The organism is Streptomyces sp. NPDC007907 (genome assembly GCF_042959365.1).
In the GTDB taxonomy this organism is placed as follows: Bacteria; Actinomycetota; Actinomycetes; order Streptomycetales; family Streptomycetaceae; genus Streptomyces; species Streptomyces indiaensis.
This window is the reverse complement of sequence record NZ_JBIBKR010000005.1, coordinates 291,257-311,501: the sequence shown is the minus strand read 5'-3', so window position 1 is coordinate 311,501 and position 20,245 is coordinate 291,257. Positions and strand designations below refer to the sequence as shown.

Annotated in this window: 22 protein-coding genes and 3 pseudogenes; 16 read left to right on the top strand and 9 right to left on the bottom strand. The window is 69.5% G+C overall.

All coding sequences use genetic code 11. The annotated features are described in order from the left end of the window. Positions 1–22: 22 nt before the first annotated feature. From ACFZDI_RS22130 to asnB, 4 genes are read right to left on the bottom strand one after another with little or no spacing between them, the layout of a single operon-like run. The gene (locus tag ACFZDI_RS22130; protein WP_391252624.1) at positions 23–1,129 is read right to left on the bottom strand and encodes a diiron oxygenase; all 1,107 of its coding nucleotides are present in this window, start codon (positions 1,127–1,129) and stop codon (positions 23–25) included. Between the two features lie 37 nt (positions 1,130–1,166). Continuing rightward, entirely contained in the window at positions 1,167–1,454 is a 288-nt protein-coding gene (locus tag ACFZDI_RS22125; protein ID WP_234848869.1) for a PqqD family protein, read from the bottom strand. Next, positions 1,455–2,279 (bottom strand): hypothetical protein, encoded by an 825-nt coding sequence (locus ACFZDI_RS22120; RefSeq protein ID WP_391252623.1) that lies wholly within the window; start codon positions 2,277–2,279, stop codon positions 1,455–1,457. A gap of 47 nt (positions 2,280–2,326) precedes the next feature. After that, a complete protein-coding gene (gene asnB / locus ACFZDI_RS22115; RefSeq protein ID WP_391252621.1) occupies positions 2,327–4,522 on the bottom strand; it encodes an asparagine synthase (glutamine-hydrolyzing) in 2,196 nt (731 codons plus the stop codon). Between the two features lie 440 nt (positions 4,523–4,962). Between asnB and ACFZDI_RS22110 the strand changes: the two genes are divergently transcribed. The 11 genes and pseudogenes from ACFZDI_RS22110 to ACFZDI_RS22060 all read left to right on the top strand — a co-directional run bounded on the left by ACFZDI_RS22110 (position 4,963) and on the right by ACFZDI_RS22060 (position 14,052). Then, positions 4,963–6,039 (top strand): hypothetical protein, encoded by a 1,077-nt coding sequence (locus ACFZDI_RS22110; protein ID WP_234848866.1) that lies wholly within the window; start codon positions 4,963–4,965, stop codon positions 6,037–6,039. 19 nt (positions 6,040–6,058) lie between these two features. Then, positions 6,059–6,742 carry a hypothetical protein gene (locus tag ACFZDI_RS22105; RefSeq protein WP_391252619.1) on the top strand — a complete coding sequence of 228 codons (684 nt, stop codon included), beginning with the start codon at positions 6,059–6,061 and terminating at the stop codon, positions 6,740–6,742. After that, positions 6,742–7,473, top strand: a complete 732-nt coding sequence (locus ACFZDI_RS22100; protein WP_234848864.1) for a hypothetical protein — start codon at positions 6,742–6,744, stop codon at positions 7,471–7,473. The genes ACFZDI_RS22105 and ACFZDI_RS22100 overlap by 1 nt, the downstream gene beginning before the upstream one ends. Then, on the top strand, positions 7,470–8,243 hold the full coding sequence (locus tag ACFZDI_RS22095; protein ID WP_234848863.1) for an alpha/beta hydrolase fold domain-containing protein: 774 nt from the start codon (positions 7,470–7,472) through the stop codon (positions 8,241–8,243). Before ACFZDI_RS22100 ends, ACFZDI_RS22095 begins: the two co-directional genes overlap by 4 nt. Next, positions 8,240–9,226: a nucleoside-diphosphate kinase gene (locus tag ACFZDI_RS22090; protein ID WP_391252616.1), complete on the top strand. Its 987-nt coding sequence runs from the start codon at positions 8,240–8,242 to the stop codon at positions 9,224–9,226. The genes ACFZDI_RS22095 and ACFZDI_RS22090 overlap by 4 nt, the downstream gene beginning before the upstream one ends. Then, positions 9,223–9,897, top strand: a complete 675-nt coding sequence (locus tag ACFZDI_RS22085; RefSeq protein WP_234848861.1) for an HAD family phosphatase — start codon at positions 9,223–9,225, stop codon at positions 9,895–9,897. Before ACFZDI_RS22090 ends, ACFZDI_RS22085 begins: the two co-directional genes overlap by 4 nt. Beyond that, on the top strand, positions 9,884–10,078 hold the full coding sequence (locus ACFZDI_RS22080; RefSeq protein WP_234848860.1) for a (2Fe-2S)-binding protein: 195 nt from the start codon (positions 9,884–9,886) through the stop codon (positions 10,076–10,078). The genes ACFZDI_RS22085 and ACFZDI_RS22080 overlap by 14 nt, the downstream gene beginning before the upstream one ends. 418 nt (positions 10,079–10,496) lie before the next feature. After that, positions 10,497–11,438 carry a LuxR C-terminal-related transcriptional regulator gene (locus tag ACFZDI_RS22075; RefSeq protein WP_391252613.1) on the top strand — a complete coding sequence of 314 codons (942 nt, stop codon included), beginning with the start codon at positions 10,497–10,499 and terminating at the stop codon, positions 11,436–11,438. A gap of 133 nt (positions 11,439–11,571) precedes the next feature. After that, positions 11,572–12,984 carry an MFS transporter gene (locus ACFZDI_RS22070; RefSeq protein WP_391252612.1) on the top strand — a complete coding sequence of 471 codons (1,413 nt, stop codon included), beginning with the start codon at positions 11,572–11,574 and terminating at the stop codon, positions 12,982–12,984. Positions 12,985–13,028: 44 nt separating this feature from the next. Further along, positions 13,029–13,235, top strand: a pseudogene (locus tag ACFZDI_RS22065) (VapC toxin family PIN domain ribonuclease); the annotation flags it as partial. Positions 13,236–13,359: 124 nt separating this feature from the next. Then, positions 13,360–14,052: a hypothetical protein gene (locus ACFZDI_RS22060; protein ID WP_391252610.1), complete on the top strand. Its 693-nt coding sequence runs from the start codon at positions 13,360–13,362 to the stop codon at positions 14,050–14,052. Between the two features lie 59 nt (positions 14,053–14,111). Here the strand turns inward: ACFZDI_RS22060 and ACFZDI_RS22055 are convergent, their stop codons facing one another. Then, the gene (locus tag ACFZDI_RS22055) at positions 14,112–14,585 is read right to left on the bottom strand and encodes an ArsI/CadI family heavy metal resistance metalloenzyme (protein ID WP_391252608.1); all 474 of its coding nucleotides are present in this window, start codon (positions 14,583–14,585) and stop codon (positions 14,112–14,114) included. A 79-nt stretch (positions 14,586–14,664) separates the two neighbouring features. Between ACFZDI_RS22055 and ACFZDI_RS22050 the strand changes: the two are divergent. Further along, a pseudogene (locus ACFZDI_RS22050) lies at positions 14,665–15,072 on the top strand (ArsR/SmtB family transcription factor). Next, positions 15,069–15,250 (top strand): annotated as a pseudogene (locus ACFZDI_RS22045) (arsenical-resistance protein); the annotation flags it as partial. The pseudogenes ACFZDI_RS22050 and ACFZDI_RS22045, both read left to right, overlap by 4 nt. Before the next feature lie 347 nt (positions 15,251–15,597). Here ACFZDI_RS22045 and ACFZDI_RS22040 read toward each other — a convergent pair. Together ACFZDI_RS22040 and ACFZDI_RS22035 are read right to left on the bottom strand one after the other, a co-directional pair. Further along, positions 15,598–15,927, bottom strand: a complete 330-nt coding sequence (locus tag ACFZDI_RS22040; protein ID WP_391252606.1) for a TfoX/Sxy family protein — start codon at positions 15,925–15,927, stop codon at positions 15,598–15,600. Positions 15,928–15,934: 7 nt separating this feature from the next. Beyond that, positions 15,935–16,384 (bottom strand): SRPBCC family protein, encoded by a 450-nt coding sequence (locus ACFZDI_RS22035; protein WP_391252604.1) that lies wholly within the window; start codon positions 16,382–16,384, stop codon positions 15,935–15,937. Positions 16,385–16,583: 199 nt separating this feature from the next. Between ACFZDI_RS22035 and ACFZDI_RS22030 the strand changes: the two genes are divergently transcribed. Continuing rightward, positions 16,584–17,147, top strand: coding sequence for a DM13 domain-containing protein (locus ACFZDI_RS22030; protein WP_391252603.1), 564 nt, complete (start codon positions 16,584–16,586; stop codon positions 17,145–17,147). Between the two features lie 402 nt (positions 17,148–17,549). Beyond that, complete coding sequence (locus ACFZDI_RS22025; protein ID WP_391252602.1) at positions 17,550–17,888, top strand: ANTAR domain-containing protein; 339 nt, start codon at positions 17,550–17,552, stop codon at positions 17,886–17,888. Positions 17,889–17,900: 12 nt separating this feature from the next. Here ACFZDI_RS22025 and ACFZDI_RS22020 read toward each other — a convergent pair whose 3' ends face one another. Beyond that, positions 17,901–18,275: an anti-sigma factor antagonist gene (locus tag ACFZDI_RS22020; protein WP_391252601.1), complete on the bottom strand. Its 375-nt coding sequence runs from the start codon at positions 18,273–18,275 to the stop codon at positions 17,901–17,903. Between the two features lie 176 nt (positions 18,276–18,451). Between ACFZDI_RS22020 and ACFZDI_RS22015 the strand changes: the two genes are divergently transcribed. After that, positions 18,452–18,922: an ATP-binding protein gene (locus ACFZDI_RS22015; RefSeq protein ID WP_391252600.1), complete on the top strand. Its 471-nt coding sequence runs from the start codon at positions 18,452–18,454 to the stop codon at positions 18,920–18,922. Between the two features lie 877 nt (positions 18,923–19,799). Here ACFZDI_RS22015 and ACFZDI_RS22010 read toward each other — a convergent pair. Further along, entirely contained in the window at positions 19,800–20,024 is a 225-nt protein-coding gene (locus ACFZDI_RS22010) for a cold-shock protein (RefSeq protein WP_033203862.1), read from the bottom strand. Positions 20,025–20,245 lie beyond the last annotated feature (221 nt).

The window sequence follows — 20,245 nt, the reverse complement described above, 5'->3', positions numbered from 1 at the left end:
CCCTCGTCCGGCCGTACGGGGCTCAGAGCAGGCCGTGCGCGCGGAACTCGTGCTCCACCATCGGGTCGTCCAGCACGTCCAGCGCCACGAAGTAGGAGATCGTCCGCTTGGCCGTCGCCCGGGTGTGCGCGGCGACGGTCTTCTCGTCGTACACCTCCGCGAGGACCTGTTCGGCGTCGTCGCGCGTGAGCCCGTAGCCCAGCAGCTCGGCGCGCACGGCGTCGGTGTCGGGTTGCAGGAAGGCCGCGATGAGCCGGGGCACCAGCAGGGCCGCCTCGCGCCGGGCCGCGGGGTCCAGGGCGGCCCACAGGTAGCGCAGGAAGGCGGCGAAGTACACGTGGTGGCGTCCCTCGTCCGCGGCGTGGTCGCGGATCGTCTCCCGCACGGCCGGAACGATCTCGCTGTCCACCGGCAGTTCGGCGAGGCTGGCCGAGATCAGCGTCTCCGAGACGGTCACGAAGAGCAGTTCGGCCAGGGCCCGGGTGTGCTGCGGCAGTTCCTGCTGGATCTCCTCCAGCCGCCGCAGGAAGTAGGGCTGCTCGGGCAGCACCGGGACGATGCCGGTGGTGTCGCGGACCTGGCGCATCAAGTCCACCGAGAACAGGGCGTGGTAGGCCTCGTCGCAGTAGATCTTGTAGGCGTCGAAGCGCATCTCCTCGGGGAGTCCGACGCCGACGCTGCCCTGCGCGATGCCGAGCGCGGTGCGGTTGACCACCAGCGTCTCCAGCTTGGCGGTGAAGTCCAGGTAACGGTAGAGGTGCTGGACGAGCACCGTGTCGAACAGCTCGGGCCGCAGCTCGGCGATGAGCGGGTGGCGCGCGACGGGCACCAGTTCGGGGGAGAAGTAGCGGGAGGCGTCGGAGGACGGCGCGCTCAGCTCCCGCCGGGGCGACCGGCGGACGGTCGCCCGCTCCGCCCAGCGGCCGAAGGGGGAGCTGTACGAGACGTCGACCTGCTCCCCGTCCACCCCTGCGCCGGCACCGGTGAGCTGCCCGGCACCACCGACGGGTTCGGCACCTGCGACCGGTGCGGCGCCGGCGGCCGGCGCCGCACCGGCCGGGGCGAGTGCCTTGCGGGGGCAGTAGGCCAGGGCGGAGCACCCCACGAAGAGCCCGACAATCCCGCACATCGCATGGTTCCCAATCGTTGGTGAAGGTGGTGGAGGGTCAGGCGTTCGGCAGGTCCAGGACCTCGACGTCGGCGAGCTGGCCGATCAGGTCCGCGGCGTCCGCGACCGCCTCGTCGACGTCGATGCCGTACTCCTCGGCGAGCAGGGCCCCGATGGCGGCCACCGAGCGCTGCCCGTCCACGCAGGCCAGGATGAAGGCCGCGGAGTCGGACAGCTCCATGGCGTTCGGTCCGACGGCGATGAGCGTCTTGTCACGGAACCTGCGGAAACGTGCCGCCAGTCCGAGCCGGGGCACGACGTCGGCTGCCGAGGTGGTCAGGGACATTCAGATCTCCACCCTCATGGAAAGGAGCTTGCACAGGTACATCACGTCACGGACCCAGGTGGCCGGGTCGTCCGGATCGAAGTCGCGCATCGTCTCGACCGCCCAGTAACGCTCGTACGACAGCGCCTGCGGAGCGGCCGCCTTCACGCGCCGGGCCCGCCACTTCACCAGCCGGCCGCACTCGCCGTGCGCGGCGACCAGGGCGTCCACCGCGTGTCCGAAGGCCTGGCGCACCGACAGCACGGCGCTCGCCTCGTCGCCCGTGGCCAGCTGCCCGAGGGCGTCCTCGACGAAGTCGTCGGCGTTGGTCAGGCAGTGCGTCACCACGGCCGCCCCGAACGCCGACTCCTCGATCAGCCGCTGCTGCCGGCGCACCCACTCCTCGCCGTCCAGCGGGCGGCAGACCAGCAGCCGCTCCAGCAGCTGCTCCTCGTCCCGGGTGAGCATCTGGCCGATGGTCCGGCCCTGGTCGAACACCGCCCAGGACACCTTGGCGAGGATCTCCTCCACCTGGCCGGACGTCCAGTACTTGACCTCCCAGCGCCGTTCCTCGGTGTAGAAGTGCTCCGTGGGCACCTCGGGGTGGCTCAGCGGGACGCGGATCGTGCCGGAGGAGCTGCCGGTCCACGGCTTCTCGCCCACCACGTAGATGTCGAGGTCGCTCAGGTCGTTGCCCCAGCCGCGGGCGAGGGAGCCGACGACGAACGCGGAGTCGTGGCCGTCGGGCAGCAGATCACGCCCGGCCAGTTCGTCCAGGCAGCGGGTGAAGTCGAGACTCATGCGGGCGTTGGCCTTCCGGGGCGCGGTCGTCAGGGGGCTGGACATGGCTGGTGGCCTGCCACCGCACACGCGGTGGCAGGCCGGTGGCCCGGCTATTCGCCCGTCGCCGGGCCGGAGAGGGTGAGCAGGCCGAACTCGGCCGACTGGTACAGCAGTTCCTCGACGTCGGAGAGTTCGCACTCCGCGGCCGCCAGGAGCTCGCCCAGGGTGCGCTGTCCGTCGATGCCGTCGAGCAGCCGCTGCCACTGCGGCATCTCCTCGCCGTCGATGACGAACTGGATCTCGCCGTCGGTGACCAGGTAGCGCAGCAGCGGTTCCTTCTGGTCGGTGAGCAGCAGGACCGAGTCGTCCAGCGCGGGCACGAGCGCGTCGTGCAGGTCGGGCCGCCGCAGCACCCGGGCCTCGATGCCGTCGCGTTCGGCGTCCCAGTCCCCGACGATCAGTTCGACCGGGACGGGAGCGGGTGTGGCCTCCACGGGCGGCGTGGGCGGCTGCTGCAGCATCACGTCCAGCAGTCCGAGGTTGACCGCGCGCAGCAGGAACTCCACGTGCCCGGAGGACGGGTCCTCCTGGAGGGCGCGCAGGGTGGCACGCGCGTTGTCCGCGTCCAGGTACTCCTTGGCCCGCGGGCCGGACAGGGCCTCTTCGAGCAGGGCGTCGCCGTCCGCCGCGAGCATGCCCGCGAAGGCGCGGTAGGTGTGGCGGATGCCGTCGCCGTAGAAGAACCCGACCTTGGTCCGCTCGGCGAACTCGGCCGGGAGCACCCCCTCGAGGCCGTCGCGCAGCAGGCGCTTGTCCCAGGTGAGCCGGGAGCGCAGCGACGGTGGGACACAGGCGGAGAGTTCCACGAGGCGGTGGTCCAGGAAGGGGACCCGGGCCTCGATGCCGCTGCCGGCGGCCGTCCGGTCCTCGTGCCAGCAGTTGTACTGCTGGACGTCGCGGTACTTCCAGCGCAGGTAGCGCTCGTAGGGGTCCTCGGCGGGCGTCCCGCGGCGCAGCACCTCGGCCCGCACCAGCGGCTGCGGGGACTGCTCCCACCAGGCCGCGAGTCCGCGGTGGCGGTGGCGGTCGTCGCGCAGCGCCATGCCGTCGATGCCGGAGGCGAACTGCTCCCAGTCGTCGCCGAAGCTGGCCGTGTAGCCGCCGTTGAACTCGTCGCTGCCGCCGCCCAGCAGCATGCCCTTGATCTCCGGGAAGCGGGCCTTGACGAAGCGGTACAGCTCCCGCTTGTAGAAGACCTCGGGGCCGCACTGGGGGCTCTCCAGCAGCCACAGCAGGTTCTTCCACTCCTGCGCGGCCGGCACGCGGGAGATGTCGAAGAGGACCTGGTGGTTGTCGAGCCCGTAGTGCCGGGCGACGCGATGCCCGTACATGGCGTCCTCGTTGGCGAGGGTGCTGCCGTTGAGGGCGGTGAAGGTGCGGGGGCGGATGGTGCTGAGGGCGGCGATCGACGCGGAGTCGACGCCACCGCTGAGGAAGAGGCCCACCTCGGTGTCCGAGGTCTCGCACTCGCGCACCGAGTCGGCGAGCGCCTGCGCGTACCGCTCGGTGAATTCGGCGGGGGACAGCTCGTCCCGCAGATCCGCCGGGCGCGGGAAGGACCAATAGCGGTGATTCTCGGTGCTTCCGTCACGCAGGTCGATCGTGACGATGGTCGCGGCCGGCACCAGTTCGACACCGCGGAACCAGGTATTGGGTGCGCCTTCGACGAAATCCGGCGCTCCGGTGAGCGCCTGGTCGGAAAGGGCACTGTCCCAGTCGAGTTCGCGCGGGCAGGCCGGGTCTTCGAAGAGCGTTTTTATCTCGGATCCGAAGACGACGCGCTCTTTGTTCCGGTGATGGAACAGCGGCTTGATACCGAACCGGTCGCGGGCGAAAAGGAGACGGTTTCTCTTGCGGTCGTAGAGGACGATCGCAAACATGCCCCGGACGTCGTCCAGGAACCGCAGGCCCTTTTGCTGGTAGAGATGGACCAGCACTTCGCAGTCGCCGGAGGTGCGAAGGCGGACGCCGGAAGGCAGGGTCGCGGCCAGTTCGCGGTGGTTGTAGACCTCGCCGTTGGCGATGAGGATCACGTCGCCGTCGGGGCTGTGGATCGGCTGGCCGCCGTTCATGGGATCCACGAGGGACAGTCGCGTGAAGGCCAGGCCGACCGGCCCGGTAAGCAACAACTCCTGATCGTCGGGGCCTCGATGGGCCACGGCCCGCGCCATGCGACGCAGAAGGCCGTCAGTGTCCGGCGAGAGCACCTGCCCATCGGTGCGGGCCAGACCTGCAAGGCCGCACATATTCACCTCACTCGATCTCGGAGTACCCAGAAAAAGGATTTGCGCCGGGGCGCCGTGGTCCAGAGAACCTCGGCGCCCCGGCGCGCACATCACACGACCGTGATCAGAACGGTCCCGAAGGCAACCTTCTTGGTGGCCGGCTTGGTGTACTTCTTCATGTGGAATCACCTCCTTTTCCTGGGGAATAGGCGAGCCATCAGGTTCCGGTGACCGGAGCCCGTCGGCTTCGCTGGAACGACACTAAGCCGCCGGAGCCGATCAGTGCACCTTCACCATCCTGCAATGCATGATGCTGAGCTCGATACGGGCTGGTAGCAGCGGAGTACGGTGAACGACAATCACTAAGGCCAACTTATTGGATTGGGAGTTGTCTCGTGGAATCCACTGCAGCGAGCGGGTCTAGGTCGCCTATGGCGAATCCATGGAGTGGGCTGCCGCCCGTGGAAGTTCATTGCCATGGGTTCGGTGACGTCGACTTCTCGGACTTCACCAAGGTCGACCTCGCGCGCCTCGACGCCTGGTGCGCGAGCGAGGGCGTCCTGAGCCTGCCCACGATGTACCTCCACCGGGAGCAGCTCGCCGAGTTCGAGGCCTTCGTGCACGAGTACCACCGCATGCGGGGCGAGGGTCTGCTGCCGCACGTCGCCGGCATCGCCCTGGAGGGGCCGCTGCTGGCCAGCCACGGCGGTACTCCCGCGTCGACCGTCTGGGCCCCCAGCAGGCACGAGTGGGAGCGCCTCGCGGCCCTCGGACCGTACGGACTGACGTACACCGTCCTGTCGCCGGACGCGTTCTCGCCCGCCTCCGAACTCCACGCCGAGCCCACCGCCCGCGACACGGGCTTCGACTGGCTCATCCCGCTCCTGATGGCCCACGGAATCCGCCCCGCGCTCGGCCACTTCACCCGTGCCGACCCGCAGCGCAGCGCGGAACAGGTCGACGAGATCGTCGAGATGGCCTGGCAGAGCGAGTGGAACGGCAACGGCGTCCGCGTCGTCACCGACCACCTGTTCAACGACATGCCGCTGCTGATCCGGCACGCCTTCCGCAGCGCCCGGGCGCGCGCCGAGCGGGACGCCGTCATCGCCTCCTACGACCTGCCCGGCTGGACCCTCGACCAGATGGCGCGGATCGTCGGACCGGTCCCGGCGGCCATCATGCGCCAGGCGGCGGCCGGCCGGATCGGCGCCTGCATCAACTTCGACGGGGAGCACGTCGACCTGGCCATCGCCACCCGCGCCGTCCAGCTGATGGGCGTGGAGAACTCGATGATGATGACCGACCGTTGCGACTCCGCACGGCTCGGCGGCCAGGACCTGCACCACCGCGTGGACAACGCGCTCTGGTACCAGCAGGACGGCATCGTCGCGGCCGGTTCCGTACCGCTGGCCCGTCAGATGGCCAACGCGCAGTCGCAGGGCCTGTCCCCCGAGGACGTCCGCACCCTCGCCGCCGGCACCGCGCACCGGGTGTTCGGACTGCCCGTCCGGTCGGAAGCCCGTCTCCCCGTCGCGTAATCCGAAGAAGGAGCCCCACATGCTTGACGCACTCGACCGGCTGGTCGTCGACTGGTCCGATCTCCCCAAGGCCCGCGCGCAGACCAAGGAGATCCTCACCGCGCTCTCCGAGGACAAGGCGGCTCTGACGCAGCTGCTGGAGCGGGCGCGCGAGGAGGAGGACCTCTTCGACAAGTGCGAGCACCACCGGCTGCTCGACAAGCTCGTCATCTACGACGCCCTGGACCGCGGCTTCCGGATCCGCGTGCACGTCTCGACCGAGGACCACCGGGACCGGCCGCACGACCACCGGTTCACCTTCACCTCGCTGATCATGCGCGGCCAGTACAAGCACGTGCGGCACGAACTCACCGGGCGCCTCTCGGAGGAGGACATTCCGCAGAGCGCCCAGGACGACTTCGACGCCGTGCCGACCGACCTGCGCGTGGTGCCCCGGTTCGTCACCCACGAGCAGGCGGGCAACTGCTACACGCTCCACCACAGCGAGATCCACACCACGTATACCACCCCCGACACCGTCTCGCTCTTCCTGCGCGGCCCCGCGGAGAAGGAGCGCTCGATCATCACCGAGCGCGAGACGGGCCGTGTCTGGTGGCGCTTGGGCGAGGACAAGGAAAAGGCCGAGCGCCGCGGCAGCAAGCGCATCAGCAAGGACTACTTCGACGAACTCACCGGCCGTCTGCGGGCCATGGAGGTGCTGTGATGGTGACCCGCCCCGGCGACGACCTGCTGGATCCCACCCCGTCGATCCTGCTGACCGCGCCCTCCGAGCAGGACATCGCCAAGGCCGAGGCGCTCATGGCCTCGCTTCCCAAGGTGCGCTGGGACGACCTGGAGGCGGCGGCGGAGATCACCGAGGCGATCGCCCGCCGGCTCGGCGACGACCGGGCGCTGCTGCGCACCCTCGTGGGCCGCGCGTTGCGCACCCCGGAACTGCGCGAGAAGTTCGAGTGCCACGCGCTCGACGACAAGATCGTGATCTGGGACGACCAGGACAAGGGCCTGCGCATCCGGCTCCGGCTCGCCAACACCGACCAGTACGAGCGGGTCCACAACCACCGCTACAGCTTCACCGCCTACATCCTGCACGGCGCGTACCAGCACACCCTGTACGCGACCGACCAGCCGCTCGACGAGAGCGCCGACGTCTCCCGCTTCTGGCCGTACTTCGTGCGCGAGGAGCCGGCGGGCCGGTGCATCACCCTCGACCACGAGCAGCTGCACACCACCATCACCGAGCCCGAGACGATCTCGCTGATGATCCAGAGCCCCGCCCGCAAGCAGCGCGCCTTCATGATCCGCCGCGACGACGGGACCGTCTGGTACCGCCTGGGCGCCGCCGAGGAGTCCGCCGAGCGCCGGGCCGAGGTGCGCATGTCCGACGAGCGCATGCACCACTGGCTGTCGCGACTCGAAGCGTTCGGCCTCCTGTGAGCACGGCTTTCGGCCACCTCCGGTACGGGACGTCCGGGTGGCAGCGCATCGACCTGTACGGGCCGGCGGAACCGGAGGACGGTGACGCGCCCGTCGCCGAGATCCCCCAGGCCGCGCCGGTGGTGCTGGTGCACGGCGGTTTCTGGCGGCACGACCGTACGGCGCAGGATCTGGAACCGCTGGCGTTCGCCCTGGCCGAACTCGGCCACCGGGTCGCCGTGCTGGAGTACCGGCCGAGCTGGGACGGCGGGGCCTGGCCGGGTGCCGCCGAGGACTGCCGGGCCGCCCTGCACCTGCTCGGGCAGAAGGACGGCACCTGGGACGGCGCCGTGCTCGTGGGCCACTCCGCGGGCGCCCATCTGCTGCTCGCCGCCCTCCAGGGGCAGGCCCGCGGGGCCCGCGTCGTGCTGCTCGCCCCGGTGACCGACCTCGCCGAAGCGGCCCGCCTCGGGGTCGGTGAGGGAGCCGTCGACGTCTTCCTGGCCGCACACCTCGCCACCGGCGGGACCCACCGGGAGGCGACGCCCGTGCTCGCGCCGGCCGACGCGGCCTCCGTCACGGTGGTGAGCGCACTGGAGGACCAGGCCGTGCCGGCGGAACTCACCCGCCACCAGCTGGACCACTGGCCGCAGGACGGACCACGGCTGACAACGGTGTCCGTGCCCGGCGCACGCCACATGCATCTGGTGAACCCGCAGCGCCCCGCCTGCCGGACCGTGCTGAAGCTCATCGGCGGCGGTGCCGCCACCGCCGGGAAAGAGGACAGGTGACCACGACGACCACCGCCGCCCCGGCCCCGGCGGACCTCCACGTGCCGGGCACGACCCGCTCGGCCGTCCTGCCGCGGGCGTTCGACTCCCTGACCGTGGACCCGCGCAAGCGGGACCTGTACCGCCTGGACACCTACGCGCGGGAGGGGCTGGAACTGTTCGGCTCCCCCAGCGAGCGGGCATGGCTGCACGCGAACACCTTCGTGGTCCTCAAGCCGGACGCCCTGGCCGGCCGGCGCGGCCCGCGGGTGCTGGACATCCTGGAGGAGGAGGGCTGGAAGCCCTTCGCGGCCCGGCCGTTCGCCTTCGACCCGGTGCTGACCAGGGAGATCTGGCGCTATCAGTTCAACGCCGCCTCACGGCAGCGCATCGCGGTGGTCGACCACCTGCTGGGCTCCGGTCCGTCCGCGCTCGTCCTGCTGCGTGACACCCGCAGAGCGGGATCCGGCCTTCCCGCGAGCGTACGGCTGACCGCCGCCAAGGGAGCGGCCGATCCCGCCTCCGCGCACGGCCGTGACCTGCGCACCCGCTTCGGCCGGGTCAACGGGCTGTTCAACTTCGTCCACACCCCTGACGAACCGGCCGACCTGGTCCGGGAGTTGCGGCTGTTCACCTACCGCACGGGCACCGCCTGGCTGCGCGCGGCGCTCACTCAGAGCCTGCCCGCCGAGGGACAGCCGTGCCCGGCCCGGAGCCTGGTCGCCGAGCTGGAGCAGGACGTCCCGCTGCACGACCTGGCGGCGGAGGCGAGCCTCGGCCGGCTCGCCGGGCGCACCGACCGGTGGGGCGCGCTCGCCCGCGAACACCGTTCGCGCGACGCGGTCCGGCACTGGCTGACGGCCCTGAGCGACACGGAGTTACCCCCGGGCGCCGCCCGCTGGGACGTCCTGTCGGTGCTGACAGAATGGATCGACTGCAACGAACCGGGTGTCGCGCCGCTGCTCGCCACCGTCGCGGCCGCCGACTGGAGGAACGAAGAGTGAGCGCCCTTCCCCCCGCCCCGCAGGCCGTCGTCTTCGACTGCGACGGACTCCTGGTCGACACCGAGGTCTGCTGGACCAGGGCCGAGACCAAGATCTTCGCCGCCCACGGCCACGACTTCGGACCGGAGCAGAAGGCCCTGGTCATCGGTCGTACGCTGCAGGGCGCGGGCGAGGCGATGGCCGAGTACTTCGGCCGCCCCGGAGCCGGCCGCGAGCTCGCCGCCGAACTGCTCGGCCTGGTACGCGAGGAGCTGGCACAGGGGGCCGACGCGCTGCCAGGCGCCGCCGAACTCGTCAAGCGGTGCGCCGCGGCCCTCCCGGTGGCGGTCGCCAGCAACTCCCCGCGAGAACTGCTCGACACCGCGCTCACCTCCTCCGGCCTCGCCGATTACTTCCCGGTGTCCTTCGCGGCCGACGAGGTGACCACGGCCAAGCCGGCGCCCGATCTCTATCTGGTGGCGTGCGAGGCACTGGGCGCCGTTCCGGGCCGCTCGGTCGCTTTCGAGGACTCCGCCACCGGCATCGCGTCGGCCCGGGCGGCGGGCCTCTACGTCGTCACCGTGCCCTCCCTGCCGGGCGCCGCGCTGGACCACGACTGGCTGGCCTCCTCGCTCGCCGACGCCGAACTCGTCCGCTGGGCGGAAGGACTGGGCGACGGTGTCCGACCGTGACGATCCGCTGATCTGCCTGTGCGCGCGGGTGCCCGAGAGCGAGATCATGGCGGCGATCCGGGCGGGCCATCGGGATCCGGCGGCGGTGCGTGACGAGACGGGCGCCGGATCCGGCTGCGGGGACTGTGTGATGGAAGTCGAGGACCTCATCGCCTGGACGGATTCCGCCACCCGCGCCTGACCCGCCGGGCGGTGTCCGCAACTCCCGCGCGATAGGGCCAAATTCAATCGTCCTGGCTTGAACTGTGTCTCAAAACCGTACTGCCGAGTGCCTGTAGGGGCCATACGCTTCTCTCCGCTTGCCTAATTCGGCAGTGACTGAGTGCGGCGGGTGCGGCGACGGCAATTCCGGGGGGCGCAGCAGGGATCCTGTGATGTGGCCAGGTCCGTCGTCCGCAAATCCTCGTGTGGAGACAGGGGCCAGTCCATCGAGGGCCACGATGGCTGGTCTGCTTGCGCGTGTCAGCGCGGAGGGGGACAGTGTGAGTAATTCACCACTCAAACAAATAGCAATTGCTGATGCCACGTCAGAAGACGAGGCGGATCCGGAGCGCGTGTATTCCCTCGCGGTCCGTCAGAGGCAGGTACGACTGGGCGGTTTGAGCGAAACGCTCGGCTGGAACAGGGAACGCACAGCCGCCGCCGTCGAGAAGCTGTGCCGCTACAACCTGCTGGTTCCGGTCCACCAGGACGGAGAGACCTTCAGTGTCTCCACTCCACGCCATGCGGCGTCGAGACTCCTCGCACCGCTGGACCGGCAGATCGAGACCCTGGAGCGCGAGGCGTTCCGGCTCCGTGCCGACCTCGGCAAGTATCAGGTCGCCTACACCGAGGCGGTCGCCGGCTCCGACCGGAACCTGGAGTTCGTCACCCTGGTCGGCCACGACGCCATCAACGCCGAGCTGGAGCGGGCCGCCGCACGGTGCCAGGAGGAGGTCCTCACCGCCCAGCCGGGCGGAGGCCGCAGCGCGGAGAGTCTGGAATCGGCCTGGTCGGCCACCAAGGACATGCTGGACCGCGGCATCCGGATGCGCACGGTCTACCAGCATTCCGCCCGTTTCAGCCCGGCCACCAGGCGCTATGTCAACCAGGTGACCAAGCACGGCGGACAGGTCCGCAGCCTCGAGGAATTCGCCGAGCGCCTCATCATCTTCGACCGCAAGGTCGCTTTCATCCCGGCCCGCAGCGATCGCGAGGTCGCCCTCGCCATCTATCAGCCGGCCATAGTGGAATTCCTGGTCGGCATCTTCGAGCGCGCCTGGCTCCTCGGAACTCCCTTCCCCGCCCAGAACCGCGCCCCCGATGTGCAGGTCCTGCTCTCGGGTGTCCGCCTGTCCATCATCAAGCTGCTCGCCGACGGTGAGACGGACGAAACCATCGCCCGCCGTATGGGGTTGAGCGTGCGGACCTGTCGCAGCCATATCTCCAAGATCTACGAAATGTTCGGAGCGCGCAGCCGCTGCCAGTTGGGCGTCTTCATCGCCAACTCGGGTTTGCTCGACGGGAACGCCGACGACGTGGTCGGGGAAAACGCGAGCTGACATCGATCATGCAATATCCGCAACGCTCGAAGCATAAAAAGTCAGCAAAATCGGCGATTCCGGCAAGCTGTGCACGACCTGCAATTGCCGCACATGCTGCGATTGCTGTGATTCTCATGGAGGTTGGGGACCGGTGACGGCCGACCAGACGACCAGATCTGATGGCTCATCAGACACCAGCCGGACGGCGGAGGGGTCGCCACAGGACGCGGCGAGCGGGTCGGTACAAGATCCGTCGGAACAGGGCCGGTCGGTACAAGATCCGTCGGTACAGGATCGGTCGGTACAGAATCGGCCGGTACAAGATCCGTCGGTACAGGACCCGAAGGGTTCCGCGAAGGGGGCATCCCTCTTCTGGCGGTTCTGGAGCGCGACGACGATCAGCGGTGTCGGCGACGCGGTCACCACAGTCGCCCTGCCCCTTCTTGCCGTCAGCGTTCTACACGCGTCGAGTTTTGAAGTCAGCCTCCTCCCGGCGGCCCAGTACGCCGCCTGGATCGCGATCGGTCTGCCCGCGGGCGTCATCGTCCAGCGCCTGCCGCTGCGCGGCACCCAGGTGGCCATGGACGTCATCAGGGCCGTCGCGGTCCTGTCGGTGCCCGTCGCGGCCCTCCTCGGCGTCCTGCACCTGGCGCAACTCGTCGTCGTGGCCCTGGTCGTGGGCCTGGGGACGGTGGTGTTCGACGTCGGCAACTCCACCTTCCTGCCGTCGATCGTCAGCAAGGAGGAGCTGACCGCGCGCAACAGCCTCACCTCGGGCTCCGCCGCGGCCACCCAGATGGGCGGCCCGGCGGTGGGCGGTGTGCTGGTCCAGCTGTGCGGCGCGGCCGTCAGCCTGGTCTTCGACGCGGTCAGCTACCTCGTCTCGGCGGTGCTTCTGCGCAGCCTGCCGAGACCTGCGGTGCCGACGTCGCCGCAGGCCGAGCGCGAATCCACACTGGCGCTCATCAAGGAGGGCTGGCACTTCGTCGTCCGCCACAAGGTCATCCGGCTGTGCGCGGCCGCGGCGACCCTGGTGAACTTCACCCTCGGCGCGCTCATGGCGCTCATCCCCGTCTTCCTGATCAGGACGCTCGACGCTCCGGCGAGCCTCGTCGGTGTCCTGATCGCCACCGAGGGACTGGGCAGCTTCATCGGGGCCGCCGTCACCACCACTCTGGCCAACCGCTTCGGCAGCGCCCGCACGATCCTCTACTCGACCCTGGCCGGCGCCTGCGCCGCCCTCCTGCTGCCGCTGGCCGGCAGCGGCTGGAGCCTGCTCCTGTTCGCCCTCGGCAACGTGGGCGTCGGCGCGGCGGCGGTGGTGCTCAGCGTCCTCGCCCGCACCCACCGCCAGACGGTCACCCCGCCGGAGCTCCTGCCGCGCGTCATGGCCACCGTCCGCTTCGTCTCGTGGGGGGCGGTCCCCGTCGGCGCCCTGACCGCCGGCGTCGCCGGCACCCTCCTCGGCAGCCGAGGCGCCCTCTGGCTGATCGTCGCCATCGGCTTCCTGACCCCGCTGGCCATGTGGACGAGCTCCATCCGCGGCCAGAGGGACCTGGACTGAGCCACGTCCCACCCGTGGGCCCCGTCCGACACCCGGACGGGGCCACGGAGAGCCACCTGGGCGCCGCACAGTCCGTCCGTGTCCGCTACCGCGCGGTGGCCCTCGGCCTCGCCGACGCGGTGACCGTGGCGCTGGCCGCCGACTATGACACGGACGCGATCCTCACCCTCGACCGACGCGACTTCCGGGCCGTACGCCCGTTGGGCCGCCACAAGGCCTTTCGGGTCCTCCCGGACGGCCTTCCGCTCTGAAGCCGCCGTTCAAGGGCTGGTCGGGATGGCCCGGGGTGGTCCGCCGTAAGGCTCCCGGTAGGGGTTCTCTCGTCCTCCCGATACCCGATTTCGGCACACGCCGAGTTCAGTGATGATGCACGGCATGACCACCCCCACCCGGATCAGCACGCTGGCCCTGCGGCACGTGATCCCTGACCCTCTGGCCATCGACCAGTGGGCGGAGGTGCGTCCGCTGATCGACGGACGGGACGTGCTGGCCGGGATCCACCCCGGCGGGGTGTCGAGCTGCTCGCGCAGGGAGTGGTTCGGGCCGGCCGAGGGGTGGCCGCTGGCGGCGCTGGAGGAACCCCGCCGCGTCGAGCTGTCCAACAACGACTGCTACACGGGCTGTTGCGGAGGCATCTTCGTCACCGTCCACCGCCGGGGCGACAGGGTGCTGTGGTCGTCCTGGCAGAACACGAACGACATCCGGGTGCCCGTCCCCGCGGACGTCCACTTCGACGCCGCTCAGTACGACGCGGAACCGGCGCGCGCCGCCGCGGACACGGCATGGGAGGAGCCCGTGGACACGGTCGCCCGGCTCGTCACCCAAGAGCTCGTGCACAGCGGCTGGTTCGAGCGCTGGGACTGCGTGGTGGACCGAGTGGAGCCGAGGCGCGAGGAGCCGGAAGGGGTGGAGGTGTACTTCACCAGCCGCCGGAAGACACCACCCCACGGCCCCGGCTTCACCTTCGACCTCCCCGTCACCCCAGACGTTACCGCCGAGGAACAGGCACGACGCCTCGTCGACCGCATCACCTCCGACGACCCCCGCGAGACCGCCGAACTGCTCTGATCAAGCCGCGGGCAGCGGAGTGCTCGCCGTACGGGACCCATGCCGCGGGGCCGTTCACCTCACTGCCCGCATGCGCATCCGGCGGCCGTCGCATCCCCCACGGTCGCCTGACCGGTGCAGCAGGTGTCCCCGGCGGCGTCGGGATCGGCGCTCTTGCCGAGCCTGTCGGCGTCGGCCTTCACGACGTAGACCTCCCAGGGCTCCCGCCCGGGGCCGTGGACCCAGACCTTGTCCTGGAGGGCGTAGCAGCAGGACGTGTCGTTCTCCTCGAAGGTGGCCAGGCCGGCGTCCTTGAGGCGAGAGGTGGCGGCGTTGACCAGTTCGGTGGACTCGACCTCGACACCGAGGTGGTCCAGGCGGGTCTCCTCGCCGGGCCGCCCCTCGATCAGGACGAGCTTGAGCGGGGGCTCCGTGATGGCGAAGTTGGCGTAGCCCTCACGCCGCTTGGCCGGTTCGGTGCCGAACAGCTTCGAGTAGAAGGTGATCGACGCTTCCAGGTCGCTGACACGAAGGGCGAGCTGAGCACGAGACATGGCACGACTCCCAACGGGTTGCATTGATGTCCGTCGATGCAACATTGCACTCTGAATCGAAGAATGTCAACATAGAGAAATGTCGAATCAAGAGCTCGTTGTGCTGGGTCAGGACGGTGCGGCCGGCGACTGCTGCCCAGCGCTGCTCACGACCCCCTTGGACGAGGGCCAGGCACTTGAACTGGCCAAGGTGTTCAAGGCGCTGGGTGATCCGGTCCGGCTGCGCCTGCTGTCGATGATCGCCTCACGCGCGGGCGGCGAGGTCTGCGTGTGCGACCTGACCCCGGCCTTCGACCTGTCCCAGCCGACGATCTCCCATCATCTGAAGCTGCTCCGGCAGGCCGGTCTGATCGACTGCGAGCGGCGCGGCACCTGGGTCTACTACTAGCTGGTCCCCGAGATGACCGACCGGCTCGCCGCGCTCCTGGCCCGCCCGTCAGGAGACCCGCTGCCGGGCCGCACGGCACCTGTCGGGGCCGCCTCGTGACCACTGCGGCGGCCGAGGGGAACGTGGCGGGACGCCTGTCCTTCGTGGACCGCTACCTGGCCGTCTGGATCCTCACGGCCATGGCGTGGGGCTCGGCCTGGGCCGACTGGTGCCGGGCCTGGGCGCAGCGCTGGCCGCGGTGACGGTCACGGGAGTGTCCCTGCCGATCGCCGTAGGCCCGGCCTGCGGGAGATCGCCCGAGGCCGAGGCCACCTGCCCTCACCCCACCCGACCGGCGGCCGGCTCGGCCTCCCCGTGGACTTCCTCATCGCCCCGGACGGCCGCGTACTCGCCAGCAAGTACGGCGCACACGTCGACGACCAGTGGTCCGTCGACGAACTGCTGGAACGGGCATCGCTGGTGGGCGCGTAGCCGCCGCAGGCGTCGTGGACGACGATCTGGTGCCTCGCAACGAACGGTGCCGGGGGAGCCACTCGACCTCACGACACGGCGTCGCCTCCGCTCACGTCCGTCGAGCCGGTCGTGGCCCTGTCCGCGGTCGGGGGCCCTCCTGTCCGTGGCGACCTACTTGGGCGGCAGGCTCGCTGCGAAGGCACGTCCCTCGTCGATCCAGGCGACGAGCGCGTCGTCCTCCGCGACCGCCGCCCCGTCGACCACGACCCAGCCACGCATGGGACGGCCCGTCATGTCGAAGGCACGCGCCCCCGGCCGGGCGAGCGCCGCGTCGGTGTGATCGGGCCCGACCCTGACCATGAGGTCGTCACCGGTCACCCCGAGGGCCATGTTCCCCTCGTACAGGAACGCCACTCCGCCGAACATCCGCTTCTCGGTGACGGCCGGGTCCGCACCGAGCCGCCCCCGGATCCGCTCCGCCAGCCCTTCGTCGTACACCATCGTGGCCTCACCTCTGTTCCAGAAGTCTCGCTTCGAGGTCCCGCAGGTCCTTGACCAGATTGCCGCGGACCTGCCGGGCCAGCAGCGGCGCCGCCAGCCGGTAGAAACCTCCCTCGTCGCCCTGGACGCGGATGCGGGCGAGGGTGCCGTCCGTGTGGGGCTCGAAGGTGTACGTCACGTGCATCGGCATCGGGCCCGACACCGAGACCATGTCCAGCAGCAGCGGCGGTTCGTACGCGGCGACCCGCAGCACGTAGTCGATGCGGCGACCCAGGAAGTAGGCCGTACGGGTCACCTCGGCCCCCGCTCCGAAGCCACCGCCCGTCGCCTCCCTGCTGAGTTCCGCCGTGCGGATCCCCTGCGTCCAGTCGGCGTCGTGCCGCCAATCCATGGCATACGCGGCCACGCGGTCGAGAGGCAGCGGGATGACCCGGTCGGCCGTCACGTCGATCGTCATGCCATCGAGCTTCCGCCTTCCCACGAGCGGTCACCACCGGGGCCTCGTACGGCCGGGCGGTTTCCAGGAAGCCTCTGGATCCGCTTGAGGCATGGAGGTGACGTAAGACTTCCGTCACCTCCTTCAGGACGCAGGACGGCATGCCCCTGTCGTTGAATGAGGCAGGGACGGGAGCACTCTCTCAGGAGGCGGGGCGGGAATGGGACGGACGACGCGGAAGGCACTGCGCAGGCGGCTGGTCATCGGCGCCGCGGTGGTGATGGCGGCCGCGCTGGGCTTCGGCCTGTACTGGTTCCAGCCGTGGAAGCTGTGGCAGGACAAGACGGTGGAAGAGGCGCTGCCCGGTGCGGCCAAGACCGCTGCGCCCCCAGCGGTGGCGCCGTCCGGCACCGCCTCCCCGGCCCCCGCTCCGCAGACCCTGGCGAGCGGTGAGCTGATCAGCCACGAGCACGACACGTCGGGCGGGGTGAAGCTGGTGCGGCTCGCCGACGGCAGCCACGTCGTCCGGCTGGAGAACCTCGACACCAGCAACGGCCCGGACCTGCGCGTGTGGCTGACCGACGCGCCGGTGAAGGAGGGGACGGCCGGCTGGCGCGTCTTCGACGACGGCGAGCACATCAGCCTCGGCAAGCTGAAGGGCAACAAAGGCAGCCAGAACTACGCCGTGCCCGAGGACGCCGACCTCTCCCGCTACACCAGCGTCACGATCTGGTGCGACCGTTTCAACGTCTCCTTCGGCGCCGCCGAACTCGCCTCCGCCTGACGCCGGGTGCGTGCAGACTTCTTCGGGCTCAGGGCTCATGACGGGTGCCCGCACCCAACGGTGGGCGGACCGCCCCGCCCCACGGGGCACACCACTCACACATCGGCCTGGACAACAGGCAAACCCCAGGTCATGGAGTGGGTGACGAGAATCGAACTCGCACTCTCAGCTTCGGAAGCTGCGGGCACCGAGGGCCTGTCGTAGGCGCTGACCTGCTCGAACGGCCGGTTCGCTGCCTCTGTGGGCTCAGCTGCTTTCACCGTGGTTCCCCGCTGTTCCCCGCTCGATCTGGTGCGCTTGTGGTGCGGTCACCTGTGATCTCCGCGTCGTAGGCGGGATGTCTTGGGGCTCCGTGAGCGGGCAGGCGTATGGAAGTAGACCTCACCATGTGGAGAGCCGGTGATGACGACTTCCCGTGAGCAGCGGCCCCTGCCTGCCGACGGTCGTGATGACGTGGTGGCACGGCTGGAGCGGGAGAATGCGCAGCTGCGCCAGGCCGTCGATTCGCACGCGACGATTGACCAGGCCATCGGTGTCCTGGCCGCGGTGTGCAGGCTTGAGCCTGCGGCTGGGTTCGAAGTGCTGCGGGAGGTCTCCCAGCGCACCAACATCAAGCTGCACACGGTTGCCGAAGCGGTGCTCAACTGGGCGTTGAAGCAGAGGCCCCTGCCAGAGTCCGTGGACCGGGATCTACAGGCGGCCCTGAGACGGCATTCTCCCGCCGTGGACGACCCGGATTAGCCCGGCTAGCGCTCAGGCCGTCAGGGCCTGCTCAGCCGTCGGGTAGCAGCCGATGATGCTGTCGACGCCGGTCATCTGCAGCACGCGCAGTACGGAATCCTGGGCGCTGGCGATACGCACCCACCCCACGTCGCTTGTGTCGCTTACCTGCCGGTGTGTGGCGAGGAAGGCGTTGAGGCCGCTGGAGTCCATGAAGGTCACACCAGTGAGATCAGCGACGATCCGCGCCGACACCGGCTCCTCGTCCTCGCCGAGCAGAGCCTTGCTGAGCTTGTCATATACGTCATGGTCGAGCTCGCCCCTGATGGTCACGACGCGGACTCCGTCGACAACGCGCTCTTCGACCGAGAGACGGTCCGGCCGGTCGGCTTGTTCGGTGCGGGTCACGATCTCCTCGACTGCGATCTAGGCTTGCCCTCTTCGGGGCGGGACGTGCGGGGGTGATTGTGCCCCACCGATACGGCCGGACGCATCTATGTACGCATGTGCATGTGACCGGTGCGGCATGCATGCATGGCGACAGCCGGGGTACCGGGGCGCGTATAGGAGTGAGGACGGGGCTGGTGGGAATTGATACCGACGGTAAGGGCGGTAGAACGCCGGAGGCGCACCTGGTGCGCACCGGTTACGCCCTGGTGGGAGATGACAGCTGCATCGCCGAGGCCCGTCACCATGCCGTTGCCTTTCTCGACCAGGCTCATGCTGCCCACTGCGTGTTCGTGTCCGACCGTGTCCGGGAACTGACCCAGCTGGTCGTCAGTGAGCTGGTCACCAACGCTCGTAAGTACGCTCCCGGTCCGGTGCTGATGGAGCTGCTTCTCACCGCTCGCGTCGTGGAAGTGGTGGTGTGGGACAGCGAGCCCACCGTGCCCGAGGCCCGGCCCGCGGATCCGGGCAGGATCGGCCAGCACGGCCTGGAGATCGTCAAGGTCGCCACCGAGGAGCTGCTCATCGAGCAGGAGCCTGTCGGTAAGCGCATCACCGCCCGCATCGCACTGTCCGACACCCCAAGCGACACCGCCGGGCGCAGGTAGAAGCTTTCGGGGAACGGTCACCGTGACCGCTCCTCGAACGGAATTGCCCGACGCTGAGGTGACGGGGTCGGCAGTCGCCGTGGTGATGGTCGTCACTACCGCCAACCGGAGCCCGGCCGCTTGATCGATACCAAGGAGATGAACATCTTCTCGGCCTCCGATCCGCCTGTGACCCGGCTACCGAGCCCGCGTTCCGTGGAGCAGCAACAGGCACTCGATGAATCTCCTACCTGTCAACCAAAACCAGCAGGTCACCAATGTCTGATGGTTCCGTGACGGCGTGTCCAAGTTGGACCAAAAGGCCCGAAACCGCAGCCTGCACGATCGCCTGCATGCTGTCGCCCGAGGCTCCAGGCTGGTCCTTCGATAGCGCGTGGAACCCGTCCGAGGCCGTCCACCGCACCAGCACTCCGGCCGGCACCTCCGTCACCGTAATCCCATGCCTGCCGTCCTCCACGTCATCGCCGACGAGATGAAACCCCGCCTGCTTCAAGGCGTGGCGGACCTGCGTGAGCAGGGTAGGCGGCGCAGATGACACAAGCCTCGCCTGTCCCGGATTCGCTCGATCAAGCCACCGGGTTCAGGCAGGCACTCAGGCGCGATGTGGGGTGTGGGCGCCGTCTCGTCGGCCTGCTCCAATACCTGTGGCCGCGGGTGGCCGGGCGGGAAAGGTGCCGTCCGTGTGACTGCCGTCAAGCGGCCTGGACCATGATCGATCCGGTTCCGCTTTGACTGGTGCCCCGGCAGCGAACCTGCGACACCCGCTTTAGGAGTGCGATCCGAGCCCGCTCCGGCGGCTGTTGTCGATAGATGCGGCGGCTGGACAGGGGTGCTGGCGTATGCGCCCGTCCGGCGTTGTTGATGTCAGCTGTGGATGTCAGGCACGCCGAGGCGCAATGCTGACCGCGCGGTAGTCGTATCCGTCCTGCTTGAAGCCCGGAGCCTCCCACTTGAGGTCCACCTGTTGTCCGGGCGACAGGGTACGGAAGCCGGGCGCCTGGATGTCGGAGTAGTGGCCGAAGCAACCCCCGGGGGTCTCGGGGGAGTCGAGCACGCCCCACCCTTCCTCGTCGTTCCACTCGCGGACAGTCGCAGTCACCATGGGCGGCATGCTACGGGCTGCGTCTGCGCCGACGCACTTGGTACCTCAGCTTGGAAGCCTAGGTTTTTTGGTAGCGGTTGCTGTGCTGACCTGCGCTGGGAGTGTCTGATCCTCAGCCGACGACAGTCAGCCACGACGGCGGGAGCGCCGACCGATCACGCACGCGTATGCCTCGCCGCACCCCCACCGGCCTCAGCCACGCCGCCATGTCGTCGACCAGA

Coding starts and splice junctions, on each gene's coding strand:
- ACFZDI_RS22130 (WP_391252624.1), bottom strand. CDS start 1,129: ATGTGCGGGATTGTCGGGCTCTTCGTGGGGTGCTCCGCCCTGGCCTAC.
- ACFZDI_RS22125 (WP_234848869.1), bottom strand. CDS start 1,454: ATGTCCCTGACCACCTCGGCAGCCGACGTCGTGCCCCGGCTCGGACTG.
- ACFZDI_RS22120 (WP_391252623.1), bottom strand. CDS start 2,279: ATGTCCAGCCCCCTGACGACCGCGCCCCGGAAGGCCAACGCCCGCATG.
- asnB (WP_391252621.1), bottom strand. CDS start 4,522: ATGTGCGGCCTTGCAGGTCTGGCCCGCACCGATGGGCAGGTGCTCTCG.
- ACFZDI_RS22105 (WP_391252619.1), top strand. CDS start 6,059: ATGCTTGACGCACTCGACCGGCTGGTCGTCGACTGGTCCGATCTCCCC.
- ACFZDI_RS22100 (WP_234848864.1), top strand. CDS start 6,742: ATGGTGACCCGCCCCGGCGACGACCTGCTGGATCCCACCCCGTCGATC.
- ACFZDI_RS22060 (WP_391252610.1), top strand. CDS start 13,360: ATGACCACCCCCACCCGGATCAGCACGCTGGCCCTGCGGCACGTGATC.
- ACFZDI_RS22055 (WP_391252608.1), bottom strand. CDS start 14,585: ATGTCTCGTGCTCAGCTCGCCCTTCGTGTCAGCGACCTGGAAGCGTCG.
- ACFZDI_RS22040 (WP_391252606.1), bottom strand. CDS start 15,927: ATGGTGTACGACGAAGGGCTGGCGGAGCGGATCCGGGGGCGGCTCGGT.
- ACFZDI_RS22035 (WP_391252604.1), bottom strand. CDS start 16,384: ATGACGATCGACGTGACGGCCGACCGGGTCATCCCGCTGCCTCTCGAC.
- ACFZDI_RS22030 (WP_391252603.1), top strand. CDS start 16,584: ATGGGACGGACGACGCGGAAGGCACTGCGCAGGCGGCTGGTCATCGGC.
- ACFZDI_RS22025 (WP_391252602.1), top strand. CDS start 17,550: ATGACGACTTCCCGTGAGCAGCGGCCCCTGCCTGCCGACGGTCGTGAT.
- ACFZDI_RS22010 (WP_033203862.1), bottom strand. CDS start 20,024: ATGGTGACTGCGACTGTCCGCGAGTGGAACGACGAGGAAGGGTGGGGC.